Origin of the sequence: Psychrobacillus mangrovi (genome assembly GCF_037104765.1) — a bacterium.
Lineage (GTDB): Bacteria > Bacillota > Bacilli > Bacillales_A > Planococcaceae > Psychrobacillus > Psychrobacillus mangrovi.
This window is the reverse complement of sequence record NZ_JBAWSY010000004.1, coordinates 49,802-63,872: the sequence shown is the minus strand read 5'-3', so window position 1 is coordinate 63,872 and position 14,071 is coordinate 49,802. Positions and strand designations below refer to the sequence as shown.

Genomic DNA, 14,071 nt, shown 5'->3' with positions numbered 1-14,071 from the left:
ATTTACATTCCTCTCTTATTGTTGAAAATAGTTTTCTAATCCTTTTCGTATACCGATTGCTGCATTCTTTTGGAATTTAGCGGTTTTCAATTGTGCCTCTTCAGTTGGATTAGAAATAAATGCTAACTCAACTAATACGGAAGGTAACTCATTCATACGATTTACATAGAAAGATTGTGATTTTACTCCACGATTGTAAGTTCCGATAGCTTTTACAAGATCGGATTGAACACTTTTTGCAAGTGTATAACTTTTTGGACCATTAAAGTTTACAGAAGCATTGTAATAAGTCGTCGTTCCTTTAGATGTAGAAGTAAAAGCGTCTGCATGAATACTAATAAATGCATCATAGTCTGATTTATTGGCAATATCTGTACGCTCTTTTAACTCTAGGAAAACATCCGTACTTCTAGTTAGTACTACTTCAGCTCCTGCTGCCTCTAATTCAGCTTTTAAAGCCTTCGCTGTTGATAGTGTTACATCTTTTTCTTTTGTCTTATTCGGACCTACAGCACCAGGATCTTTTGCACCGTGCCCAGCATCAATAATAATTTTCTTGCCGGCTAATCCTTTAGGAACTACTTTAATCGTGAGTTCTTTATCGTAATCACGAATAGTGTACGTGTAGTTAGGGTTAAACGTAATGGATAACACTGATGTACCCCCAGATACCTTCTCCACCTTCATACTGTCCACACCAGCTACATTCGATTTTATCTCGTTAATTTGAGATAGATTACCAGATACTTTTAAAACGTTTTTAGATGGCATCGAATAAGATATGTTAAATTTAGAAGGCTTAGACCATACAAGATAATCTTGACCGTTTCGAACTTCCGTTCTACCATTTGTTAAAGAAATTGGAGAGACATCTGATAATACTGATGCTTGAATCCAACCACGTTTTTGGTTTTGTGTTTCAATATTTACCCATCCATTTAATGTACGTAATATGCGAACAGGTGAACTTAAATAAATTGTATCAACTTTTTTAGCAGTTGCACTTGCACCATTATATACAGTAGATGTTTTAGTACCATATTTTGTTGGTATGTTTTCATTTACTTCAAAATCTGGAACCCATCCTACTTGACCATTTGATGTACTAATCTGAATCCAGACAGTTCCATCAGCCACTAACTGATTTAGTATTGTGAAAGATGTATTTTTGGGTAGTCCTACTAACACTTTAGAGCTAAATGAACTATCAACATAAACTAAAGCATTAAAACGTTGAATTACACCACTATCTCCGTAATTTGGAACATCAACAGATGCGTCTCCAACTGAAATAACCGATTCATGTAACCAAGCATCACCACTAGTAGTAATCACTTTAAACCATTTTTCACCTGCAGCATCTTCTGCATATTCGGTTGATAGGAAAGAGTCATTCATTTTTGCTTGTGTTACAACGTCAAAACTTAAACTTGGGCCTGAACGCATATTTGCAACAGCAACAGAAATTTTCAAATGAGTATCTAATATTACATGATTATTTTCATCAACTGGTGGCGTTTCAGATTCTCCTGGAGTAGATGAAACACTTTCAAATGCAGATGCTGGAATCCATCCTTTTTTACCTGCTGCATATGTTACTTGGTACCATTTTTCTTTTGCAGCATTTGTAAACTCTTGATGAATAGGTAATTTTGTTCCGACATTTATCGTAGCAACTGTTTTATAGCTTTTTGTAGCACCAGAATGTACAGTAGATTTTCTTAAAACTGCTTTATTTTCAATAGATGCATCTTCAAAAGCAGATGCAAGGATCCACCCTTTTTTTCCTGGAGCATAAGTTACCTGCATCCATTTTTCCTTGAAGGCATTTGTAAACTCTTCATGGATTACTAATGTTGTTCCTGGTTTTGCAGTAGAGACAACCGAATAGCTTTTAGTTGCTCCTTTATGAATCGTCATTTGATTGACAACTTTTTTCGAAGTGGCAGATTGACCAGCCGTTGCTTTTAAAGCAAATAAGTCAGACGTTACCCAACCTTTTTTACCATTATATTCTACGTTAAACCAAACTTCTTTTTGTGCATTCGTGAAAGCGTTAAGTATCTTAACCGAAGTGCCTGCCGGTATAGTTTCAACCACTTTATAAGATGTAGTTGCACCACTTCTCATATTCGAAGCACTCTTACCGATAACTTGAAATGATCCAACATAACTAGTTCCGCTAGTGATTGAACTATTTTTTACAGCGGTCGTTGGAGTTTGATCAGCAGAAGCATTCAAAGTAAATAAATCGGATTTCACCCAGCCTTTTTTACCTTGATATTCTACGTTAAACCAAACTTCCTTTTGTGCATTTGTAAAAGCATCTACTACTTTTAATGAAGTCCCTGCTGGAATTGTCGAAACCACTTTATATGAAGTAGTTGCACCACTTCTCATTTGAGAAGCACTATTGCCAATAACTTGAGCTGTTCCTACATAGCTAGCTCCGTCAGTAATTGAACTACTTTTTACTGCAGAAGTTGGAACTTGTCCATCCGGAGTGTCCAATATAAATGAATCGGACTTCGCCCAGCCTTTATTACCTTGATAATCTACGTTAAACCAAACTTCCTTTTGTGCATTTGTAAAAGCATCTACTACTTTTAATGAAGTACCTGCTGGAATTGTCGAAACTACTTTATATGAAGTAGTTGCACCACTTCTCATATCAGAAGCACTATTGCCTATAATTTGAGTTGTTCCTACATAGCTCGAATCAATCGAGCCAGAACGATTATTTACAGTTGCTGTTGCTGCTTGCACATAATCACTAATTATCCAACCTTCTGTAGAATTATAGGAAACCTTGTACCATGTCTCGCCTTTACTATTCTTTTCAGTTGCAAGAATGGAAACGATTTGACCTGTATGTACTTTCGCAATACTATTAAACTCGGTTCCAGCTCCTTTTCTCACATTTACATTATCTTCAGTAAGTATTGCTGTATTCCCGATTAATTGATTAGATACGACACTTTCATTGGAAGCAGCATATGTGGAGAGTGGAGTACTCACGAGAACATTAGTTGGCAAAAGGACAGAAGTTGCTAAAACAGAAGATGCAATTACTTTTTTCATTTGTTCCTCCTAGAAACATGTTTTTATTCCATTTTAATAGACAAAATTAGATAAAACAATCCAACGAATGTAATTAAAACCAATGTAACAAGACTGTAATATAACTTTAGGTAATAAAAATTACCTAAATTATGGTTCTTTAAGACCTATTTGCTAAAAAATAATAAAAAAATGGCGAATAATGGTATGTTCAATAATAAACAGTATAGCGTCTTCTGACAAGTGGTAACAAGAGCTACTTAGAATATATTTTTACAAAACGCTTATACATGTTTCAGGTTGTTTTTATGGGGAAATGATTGAATATGAGGACTAAATTTATTGCATAAGTAAGAGTATTTTATTTGGATACAACAGCGAAGCGCCTTCCAAGTGGTAGCCGAAGTGATAAGACTGGCAGTGACTTCTGCCTGGCTTTTCGCGGGAGGCATCCACAAAGCGCCGAAGCGTGTTTGAAAGTGAATTATAAATGATTGCTTTCAGATGCAACTGATTGCTTTCATAGAAGAATTGGTTGTCTTCATTAGTATTCTAGTTGCTTTAATTTTTATTTGGTTGCTATGAGGACTCAATTGATTGCCCTTAGCCTATAATTGGATTTCGTTTTAATGGACTGGACCTTTATAGATAAGACACAATTATTAATTCTATGCGTTTATTTTTTGCAAGCAAAAGCAAGGCGCCTTCCAAGTGGTAGCCGAAGCGATAAGTCTGGCAGTGTACTTCTTGCCTGGCTTATCGCGGGAGGCATCCACAAAGCGCCGAAGCGTGTTTGAAAGTTTAAATATTAATAATTGCTTTCAGATGCAATTGATTGACTTCATAGTAGAATTGGTTGTCTTCATTAGTATTCTAGTTGCTTTAATTTTTATTTGGTTGCTATGAGGACTCATTTGATTGCCCTTAGACAATAAATGGATTTCGTTTTAATGGACTGGATCTTTATAGATAAGACACAATTATTAATTCTATGTACGTTTATTGCAAGCAACAGCAAGGCGCCTTCAAAGTATTAGCCGAAGCGATAAGACTGGCAGTGTACTTCTGCCTGGCTTATCGCGGGAGGCATCCACAAAGCGCCGAATCGTGTTTGAAAGTGAATAATAAATGATTGCTTCCATAGCAGAATTGGTTGTCTTCATTAGTATTCTAGTTGCTTTAATTTTTAATTGGTTGCTTTCAGTACTCAATTGATTGCCCTTAGCCAATAATTGTATTTTTGGATATTAACAAATCCTTTTTAGACTTAAACTAGATCTAGTCAATTTGTAACTAGTTTAATATCTCTATGTATTTAAATTAAGATGCCATCCAAGTGTTGCAGAAATTTCAACAAAAAAAACGAGTGGCCATTACGACCGACTCGTTTCACTTGCCTATTGATAAATCATTTACTTGCGTTGTTATTTTCGTTTCGCTTGATGCTTTTTGTCCAAAGTCATCTAAGTTAAGTTTAAGTCGGCTTCTTACCTCTTCCAGAGAATCTTCTCTCGGAATGTAATAATAAGAGCCACTACTTGTATCGTTATCGCCTTCAATTTGAAGCTGCTCAATTGGGGAAGACTTAATCTTTTGATACATTTTAATTAGACCGAAGTATTCAGAAGTTGGAATATTTGTCTTTACGTTATTTCCGACATCAGCAATCATGTCGTCAATTTTTGTAATATTACTTACGCTTGTGGCTTTGTTAATGACCTCTTCAATGACCTGTTTCTGACGAAGATTACGTCCCATATCACCTTGAGGATCACTTTTACGCATACGAACATAAGCAAGCGCTTCATTTCCATTTAAAAACATTGGGCCTTCCGTGTATGACTTCCATTTTAAACTACCTGTAAGCTGAGCTTTAAAAGTAAATGGAACATCTACATCTACTCCACCTACAGTATCAACGATATCTTCAAACCCTTGGAAATCAGTAGAAACATAATAATCAATAGGAATATCTAGTAATTCTTCTATTGTATTAACTGTATAGTTAATACCACCATTCGCATATGAATGATTTATTTTATCCTTGTAGCCAAGATCGGGAATATAAACTTTCATATCTCGAGGAAGGCTAACCATGGATATTTTTTCGGTTTTTGGATTGATAGTTGCGACAATTAGTACATCTGAACGACCATATCTTGCACCTTCTTGATTTTCAATCCCTGCTAATAAAATTGTGAAAGCGGAGTCTTCGGCTTTCGCATTTTCATATTTCTTTGTCGAATCATTTTTTGTTACTTCACTATCAAGAGGTTCATACATTTTAGAGGTTGCATTTTTTGTCTCGAGAGATAGATTAGTTGCAAAAACGATGACTGCAGAAAACAATAGCATGCACACGGTTAATACTGTATATAAAATTTTTCTTTTGGTCTTTGATTTACGCTTTGTCCGACGTGAAGTAGCCATTTTCTTTCCCTACTTTACTTATAAAATATAATCTAACCAATTATACATAAATTTCTTCTGCATGTATATGAAAAGACTATTACTATTTCGTAAGGTTGTGCAAAAGATCTTTGACAATAGATGACCAGCTATATTCATTAATTGCTAGTTTCCGACCGTTCTCCTGCATTTCCCTTCTTTCTTCTTCATTTAATTCGACAAAATCAAACATCGTACTAGCAATAGATTCGACGTTTTCAGGCATAGCAACTAAGCCTATCCCGTTTTTAGTAATGATTTCTGCACTTTCTCCTTTTCCACAATACAGTACAGGTACTCCTGATGAAGCGGCAGGGAAAATTTTAGATGGGCGAGCACCTTCGAACAATTCTAAATCTCTTAAAGGTACAATGCTAACATCTGTAACAGAAAACAATTTTGGCATTTCTTTTAAAGGAAGATGGCCTAAAAATGTCATATTCATAAGACCAAGTTCTTCTTTTAGTTGATGTAGCTCTTCTTCCTCAGGACCAGCTCCTGCAATTAAGAAATGAACGTCTGGAGAAATATCTTGCATTTTTTTGGCAGCATATAAAATAAACTCTAGCCCTTGAGCATACCCTAAGTTTCCACCATATGAAAATACAAATTTATCTTGTAAATTGAACTTTTCAACATAGTCCGCATCTCTTTCGGCAGGTTGGAAAAATTTTGTATTTACTCCATTTGGCAATACAAACACTTTATCCGCCGGTTGTGAATGATTAATAATATAGGATTTTATTCCATCTGTTGCAGTTGCAATTTTCCAGGAATGTTTGTAAAGAAAGGATTCTAAAATTTCAGCAAGTTTAATAAAAAACTTGTTTTTAACCAGTCCTAGCTTCACAGCAGATTCTGGCCAAACATCCGCCACATTAAATACAAACTTCGCACCTTTTAGTTTCGCACTCAATAAACCAGTCAAGCCTAAAAAGATGGGAGGTGAGTTTACTATAATGACATCTACTTTTCCAGCTTTCATTAAACCGTAAAAAGAGCTAAATGTAAATGAAAAATAAGAAACTAAACGCTTCCAAAATGTTCCCTTTTTAGATGGATAAATCCATGTACGGTGAACCGGAATACCGTCCCATTTTTCAAATTCATATTTTTTTCCTTTATATTCATCCGGAATTATACCGTGTGGATGATGCGGAAAAGCAGTAACTACTTGAATATCATGCCCTTGAGCTAGCAGTTCTTTACTTACCTCATATACACGGATTTGCGGAGCACCTGTTTCAGGTGGAAAGTGTTGACACAAATATACAATACGCATAGATATCACCGTTTTATTCTTTCAATTTATTCTTCAAATAAGCAAGTAACGGTTCTTTTAAATCGTCACGCTTCAATGCAAAGTCAAAAGTTGCTTGTAAAAAACCGAATTTGTCTCCAACGTCATATCGTTTTCCTTCGAATATGTAAGAGTAAATAGATTCTTTTTTTAGTAAGGAATCAATTGCATCGGTTAACTGAATTTCACCCTTAGCATCTGGTTGTACTTTTTCCAACTCATCAAAAATACCAGGTGTTAAAATATAACGTCCTACAATTGCTTGGTTGGATGGAGCATTTTCGATAGAAGGTTTTTCCACTAATCGTTTCACTGAAAATAAATCATTTTCTGCTTCACTATAATCTACAATTCCGTATTTATTGACGTCTTCTGTAGGCACTTCATTAACACCAAGAATACTGCTTTCTACCTGTTCATACTTATTAATCATTTGTTTTAATGCAGGAACTTCTGCATCAATAATGTCATCAGGAAGTAATACAGCAAATGGTTCATTACCGATAAACTTTTTCGTGCAAAGAATAGCATGTCCTAAACCAAGTGGTTCTTTTTGGCGCATATAATGAATATCCACTAAGTTAGAAATGTTTTCTACTGTTTCAAGTAACTCTAGTTTACCTGTTTTTTTCAATAGTAATTCCAATTCTATCGATTTGTCAAAATGATCTTCCATCGATTTTTTATTGCGACCTGTCACAATAATTATATCTTCAATACCAGAAGCAATTGCTTCTTCAATAATATATTGTAAATTTGGTTTATCTACAATTGGTAGCATTTCTTTTGGCAATGCTTTTGTTGCAGGAAGGAAACGAGTTCCAAATCCTGCTGCAGGAATAACCGCTTTTTTAATCATGTTCATTCCCCTTTTCATTTATCAGTCAGTATTGAAACAACAACAGATCAATATTTTTTATATAAAGAAAGCATATAATGCGCATTATCGATCCAGCTATAATGCTCCTTCACATGTTCCACTCCAGCTTTTCCCATAGCAGCTCTCAAATCACTATTTCTAGCTAACTTTTTAAATGCCGCGGCTAGCTGATCTGGACTGTTTTTATCGGTTACAATGCCAGTTACGTCTTGTACGACTACTTCTGGCAAGCCGCCTACGTTGGAAACGACAACCGGGACACCACAAGCCATTGCTTCAACTGCAGCTACACCGAAACTTTCACTATCCTCGGTAGAAGGAACAGCAAAAATGGACATTTTACGAATGACATTAGGTACTTCGGTATTCGGTACTCTACCAGTGAAGGTTGTAACCTCATCGATACCTAAATCTTTTGCAATTTGCTCATATTCAGCTCTTTGTGGGCCATCACCTGTAATAATAAGCTCAGAATTCGGAAATTCCTTATGGAACAATGCAAAGCCTCTAACTAAATCGGCAATACCGTATTTGTCTTCAAGAGCTTTAACTGTCCCAACGATAACTTTTTCGTCTGTTTCAGCAAGTTCATCAGAAGGGTAAAATTGTTCAATATCTACACCAAAAGGAGTTACTTCTACTGGACGATTTGTGTATAGATTAGTTTCTTTCGCCATAACATGACTAGTAGAACAAATCGCAGTTGCTTTACTTAACGTAAATTCGATTAGCATTTTATTTAGTTTGCCTTTTTTAGGGAACACAAAAATATCTTTTCCCCATACGGAAACAAAATACTTTTTATAATTAACCATCGCACCTAATAAGCCATAGCTTGATACAAAGTGTGAATGTAAAATATCAGGTTTCCAATCATTTAGCATCTTTTTTAAAGCAGGTGCTGCCGCTAAATAGGAAGCTTTACCTGGCAATACTTTTGGTAAAATCTCAGTAGGTACTAATTTAGCATTGGCATCAGAGTAATGATCTTTAAACGTATATACTTTTACTTCTATGCCTTGTGATTGATAAAACAAAGCCCACTTTTGCGTATGAATAGATCTACTTGGAGCTAATAATGCTATTTTCATTTTATGCCTCCTATAAGCGCATGCGCCGCTTGTTCGGCACGTTCATTCCATGCATGCTTCTGTAAAAATGATTGTTGAATATTTCTTTTATATGTTGCAAAATGTGGCTTGATTGATTGCATTCCTTTTACAAGTCCTTCTGCATCGTCAGTTGTAATAACTCCATAAGGACCAGACTGGATAAAATCCTCTTGTGCGGAACAGTTTGTTGCGATAATTGGTAGGCCTGCTGTTAAATATTCCACAAGCTTAATTGGAACTGCAAAATCATTGTAGACCGATCTTTTTCGTGGAATAAAGGCAAAATCTACTTCTTCATATACTTGTTGTAGCTCTGCCCCACTAACATGCTTCAACAAAATATAATCTTTATTTATCTTTTTTTTATCTTCTTTACTTAATTGGTTAAATTCATCTTCACGACAAACAATAACTAGTTCACCTAAAATACTGTCTTTATTTAATAACTCATAAGCCGCCACGAGAGTAGGCAATCCATAATCATCATTGTTAATCCCACCAACATAAATTCCCTTAAACGGTTGTTGAATCTCATTTGTATTTACACGCATATTTGCATAACGTCCACCTGGCGGAAGTGCCATTTTTTCAGTGTGTATATTTACATATTGCCCCATCGCATCGCTTGGTAAAAAGATTGTATGCACATATTTTTCGTAAAACTTTTCTTCTATTTTATAAATAGTTTGCATGACGAATTTTTTCAAACCTTTTAAAGAATAGAGCTCGTCAAACTTCCAATAGACATCTCGATAAAATACGCCAATCGGGGCATTAAGTTTCTTTAATGTTTGAAATACATCTTTATCAATTTTCCAATCCTGTGGTTTATGACCAGGATCGGTTAGCCAAAGAGGAATTGTTTGATTTTCAGAATAACAAAACAATGTTTGCTCGTGTTTTTTCTCTTCTACAATCTTGTTCCAAAGTACACGTCTTTCTTTACTAGTACCAGATATAACGATCATTTCAAGTCCATACTTTTCAGCATATACTTCAAAAGCCTTCATCATTTCTACTGGACGTATCGCAGAGCCACTTTTAGGATTGGAAGCGACTGTAAAAGGATAATAAATGATTATATTCTTCATGCCTTCACTCTTTTCTTCATCACTTTACTCATTAGAAAACTCCATATAACCATAAAGTACTGCTCTAAAATATATAATCCAGCTAAAACGACTGTCGTCATAACCCAAATAGGATTAAACAAGAAATCGGAAACCCCACCAACAAGTGTTCTTGGTATATTAATCGTAAAATATACAAATAACGCGATAACTACTGGTGTTTTTCGTAGTCGCATAAAGAGCATATAAATAATTTGTATGATTGCAGCAACGTAAATAATTGCAGCAATAACTCCAAAATACCCGTAAGTAGCAAAAGCTTCTCCAAGGAATATTGTATTTAATACTCCTCCTGTTCCTTTATCCACGTTCTCTGGAAAAACATTTTCCATCATCATTCGACCAGAACGAACTTGTTCCATATCAAAAAAGCCAATAATAAAAGAAGGCAGCCCTTTTGCTTCTAATAAAGATATTGAGTGAGAGAATGTATCTATATGCAAAAAGAACGGTGAAATTTGTGCCAAAATAATTCTTCCGATTGGACCAGTATTATAAGCTAAAAAGCTTTCTACCTCTGTCACTCCTTGAATTGCAATATACATAACGACTAACAGTACTGTACCTGCTATTAGGTACCCACTTATCTTCTTCCAATTAAGCACTAAGCTTTTTGAATAAACTCTCGCAAGTATCAACATGATGACATAAAAGAAAATGGGAGATTTTGCTAAATCATATGTAGTAATTAATACAGAAGAAATGAAAAGCATAAAGAATAGTGTCTTCCATAAGAATTCTCTTGTCTGAATTGCATATACATATGCAATGATCGATAGTATTGGCGTTAAAGCAATTCCAAAGATATTTCGTATATATACATTTCCATTAAAACCTCTTGCTGCATCTATTCGCATCTTCGCAAGATCCTCTGTATTACCCTTTAATAGCTCAAAAATAGGAACTGAATGCGTTTTTAATAATGTATAAGCAACAGCTAAAATAGAAATTGCTGCAAGAGCAGAGAATGCGAGTTGAAATATTTTCTTATTCTTATCTACACTTGTACGAACGGGTTCATGTAGGTATCGTTCAAATTCTAATGGTGCATTAAAACCAAAAAGTCTCCCTACAACTAGCTGCGTAAGTGGGAACAAAATCATTAATATCGTCAATAAAACAAATCCAATGATCCGATATTCCTCATGGTCCATTCTTTTGATCATATAATAATCATCTATTCCTAATGCGATTAATAATCCGCCAATATAACTGGAGATAAGGAATGAATAATAATATATTATAGAAATCATATTTGGCTTTACAAGAGAAAGGCTTCCAGAAACCTTATGGAAAAGGTATGTGGAAGCCACCACAGTAAAGAGCCATATGCTAAAAATTAACAACGCTCACACCTACTTTAATTTCATCAATTACACCTCGTCGTAATCACACCTAGATTTTTATCGAGCTCACTCGGTAAGTTCTTCTAAAAAATCGATGGTATCCTCCAGAGGCTTTAGCTTGAGTTACTGAATTAAGATAAATATTCCTTTAGCAAAGCTAACACTTTTTCAGCTGTTTTTCCATCTCCAAAAACAGGAGTGTAAGATGGAGTCACTTGCTTTTGTACAGCTTCCACAATTTTAGTTGTATCTGTACCAGTAAGGATATTCGCGTCTTCTATTAGTGTTTCAACCCACTCAGTTTGGTCTCGTACTGTAACACAAGGTACTTCAGCAAAATATGCTTCTTTTTGAACTCCACCAGAGTCAGTTACAATTTTTTTCGCATTCATTTCTAAAGAAAGCATATCTAAATAACCAACCGGCTCAATTACTTGTAAGTTAGGGATTTTATCCAATTGGAAACCATAATCCTCTAGCTTTTTCTTCGTGCGCGGATGAATCGGCCAAACTTTATTGTCTGGAATTTGACTAAATGCATCTAAAATCGATTTCATACGATCAACATCATCCGTATTTTCTGCTCGGTGAATCGTAATCAGTAAATAATCTTTTGCTTGTAATTGTTCACGTTCTAAAATAGTAGATGTGGATTCCGCAAGTGTTTTATTGTATAGTACCGCGTCATACATAACATCACCTATATTATAAACGCCATTCGTAATATTTTCGTTTGTTAAGTTTTGGATAGCAGTATCGGTTGGGCAAAGAAGTAAGCTCGAAACATGATCAGTTAATATACGGTTTACTTCTTCTGGCATTTTCATATTAAAGCTTCTAAGCCCTGCTTCGATATGTACAATTGGAATATGGAGTTTAGCCGCAGCAAGTGCACCTGCAAGTGTAGAGTTAGTATCCCCGTATACAAGTACAAAATCCGGTGTTTCTGTTAAAATAATTTCTTCAATTTTAGCAAGCATCTCGCCAGTCTGCTTTCCATGATTTCCAGAACCAATGCCTAAATGATAGTCTGGTTTAGGGATGTTCAACTCTTCAAAGAAGATGTCTGACATATTTGCATCATAATGTTGTCCCGTATGGACAATTAGCTCAGTTACCTCTTCCCGTAACACTCGTGAAACTGGAGCTGCTTTTATAAATTGTGGTCTTGCCCCTAAAATGGTAAGAACTTTCATTTTGTAATCTCCTTTATCATTTGAATCATATCTTTTACGATAAACGAATTAATATTGTATGGGTGCTCGTATTTTTGACCATCTCTTTTAAACGTTAGCGATTTGACGTATTTTTTATACGTTGGATAAATCCCATACCATTCCATCGGTTCATCAAAATATTTTCGGTAAAGATTTTTCGTTCGATATATTTTACGCAATAAAGGGTAGAGTAATCCATATTTATTTCTCATTGAATTTTCAGGACCTGGCTTTTCCGGTAACGGATAAAAATCAGGATACATTTTATGCAATGTGTAATCATACAAATATTTTTTATACTTTAAATCTACAGGAATCTTGCTAAAAAAGTGAATCAATCGATCATCCCACAATGGAAGCGACCATCCTTGTCCAAAGTATTCATAAACTCTAACAGAATTTATAATAAACTTTGATTGTCTTTCTCTCCAGTTCCACTCATCAATAATAGAAGTGACACGCTCATTGGTGTAATTTGAGTAAACTTCTATATCTTTTATTAGCCCTCTACCAATAGTAGTCGAAGCATAGCTTTTCTCACCTGATAGCTCCCATAATCGGAAGTGCTTATTCATAATAAATGTTTGAATTTCACTTACTTCAAAATCTTTATTAACAATCGATTCGTATGGTAAATGTCCACCAGCCAAGTAATCTAATGAGTGTCCTGGTAAAAATACGGCATCCTTTAGATTTTCCTCTTGCACTAAAAGCTTCGTACTTGGAAAGTCTTGAAGATGCGCTACAGAAACTCCGTTACTAGAATACACAACATAGTCTTTCCAATCAGGTGATTGATACATTTCTTCCCACATCTTTTTATCATAAGCGAAGTATTTCCACTTAAGGCCAAGACTGTCCGCAATTTGCTTACTCATTGTGGATTCTCCATTACCGGGTCTACCATATGTAAAGGTAGTGATAGAATCTTTCAAGCCTCTTTCCACCAACATAAGAGCGATTAATCTTGAATCATATCCACCACTTAGTGGAATGACAATTTGTTTTCCTTGTAATCTATTTGCCAAATCGTCAAACAATGAATGAAACACATGTTCAAGCTCTTCTGCAAATGAATCAATGGATTCTGGCTCTTTCTCCAACACGTACGAATAATAATAAGTTTGCTTTGCTTTGTCCGTCAAAGTTACAGTTGAAACTGCTGGCACCTGATACCAATCTTCAAATAAGGTTTTATCTCTAAAGACAAACCCTGTTACAAGAAATTCCTCTTCAGACTCTTTTCTCAATTTCATACCTGCATGTGGCTCGATAAAATCCTGAACAATCCAGTTTTCTTCTTTGTCTGTTGAATAAAAGAGTGGAATAGATCGTTTCATATCCGTAACAAGCGTTGTTTTATCTTCATTCTTAAAAATTAAAGCATATTCTCCATTCCATCGAGCAAACTCCATGGAAATAAGATCATCATTACTAAATAGGCTCGCAAAATTTTCATGGGTGACATATTGATTTTCATAGTAGAAATAACCTCTAAAAAAACCTTCATACCCCACACCTTTAATAGGATAAAAATCTTTATGCCTAAGGTTAGTTATACAATTTTTCGACATGTCT

General features: G+C 35.2%; 9 protein-coding genes. All 9 read right to left on the bottom strand.

What is annotated here, in order from left to right; genetic code table 11:
• Positions 1 to 15: 15 nt before the first annotated feature.
• The 9 genes from WAX74_RS07970 to WAX74_RS07930 all read right to left on the bottom strand — a co-directional run bounded on the left by WAX74_RS07970 (position 16) and on the right by WAX74_RS07930 (position 14,067).
• Entirely contained in the window at positions 16 to 3,081 is a 3,066-nt protein-coding gene (locus WAX74_RS07970; RefSeq protein WP_336497132.1) for an SH3 domain-containing protein, read from the bottom strand.
• 1,368 nt (positions 3,082 to 4,449) lie between these two features.
• Complete coding sequence (locus WAX74_RS07965) at positions 4,450 to 5,490, bottom strand: LCP family protein (RefSeq protein ID WP_336497131.1); 1,041 nt, start codon at positions 5,488 to 5,490, stop codon at positions 4,450 to 4,452.
• 82 nt (positions 5,491 to 5,572) lie between these two features.
• Complete coding sequence (locus tag WAX74_RS07960) at positions 5,573 to 6,790, bottom strand: glycosyltransferase family 4 protein (RefSeq protein ID WP_336497130.1); 1,218 nt, start codon at positions 6,788 to 6,790, stop codon at positions 5,573 to 5,575.
• A gap of 13 nt (positions 6,791 to 6,803) precedes the next feature.
• On the bottom strand, positions 6,804 to 7,667 hold the full coding sequence (galU, locus tag WAX74_RS07955) for a UTP--glucose-1-phosphate uridylyltransferase GalU (RefSeq protein ID WP_336497129.1): 864 nt from the start codon (positions 7,665 to 7,667) through the stop codon (positions 6,804 to 6,806).
• Positions 7,668 to 7,714: 47 nt separating this feature from the next.
• Positions 7,715 to 8,779 (bottom strand): glycosyltransferase, encoded by a 1,065-nt coding sequence (locus WAX74_RS07950; protein WP_336497128.1) that lies wholly within the window; start codon positions 8,777 to 8,779, stop codon positions 7,715 to 7,717.
• On the bottom strand, positions 8,776 to 9,891 hold the full coding sequence (locus WAX74_RS07945) for a glycosyltransferase (protein ID WP_336497127.1): 1,116 nt from the start codon (positions 9,889 to 9,891) through the stop codon (positions 8,776 to 8,778). Before WAX74_RS07945 ends, WAX74_RS07950 begins: the two co-directional genes overlap by 4 nt.
• On the bottom strand, positions 9,888 to 11,183 hold the full coding sequence (locus WAX74_RS07940; protein ID WP_336497126.1) for an oligosaccharide repeat unit polymerase: 1,296 nt from the start codon (positions 11,181 to 11,183) through the stop codon (positions 9,888 to 9,890). The genes WAX74_RS07945 and WAX74_RS07940 overlap by 4 nt, the downstream gene beginning before the upstream one ends.
• Positions 11,184 to 11,407: 224 nt before the next feature.
• Positions 11,408 to 12,472, bottom strand: coding sequence for a non-hydrolyzing UDP-N-acetylglucosamine 2-epimerase (gene wecB, locus WAX74_RS07935; RefSeq protein WP_336497125.1), 1,065 nt, complete (start codon positions 12,470 to 12,472; stop codon positions 11,408 to 11,410).
• Complete coding sequence (locus WAX74_RS07930) at positions 12,469 to 14,067, bottom strand: asparagine synthase C-terminal domain-containing protein (protein ID WP_336497124.1); 1,599 nt, start codon at positions 14,065 to 14,067, stop codon at positions 12,469 to 12,471. Before WAX74_RS07930 ends, wecB begins: the two co-directional genes overlap by 4 nt.
• Positions 14,068 to 14,071 lie beyond the last annotated feature (4 nt).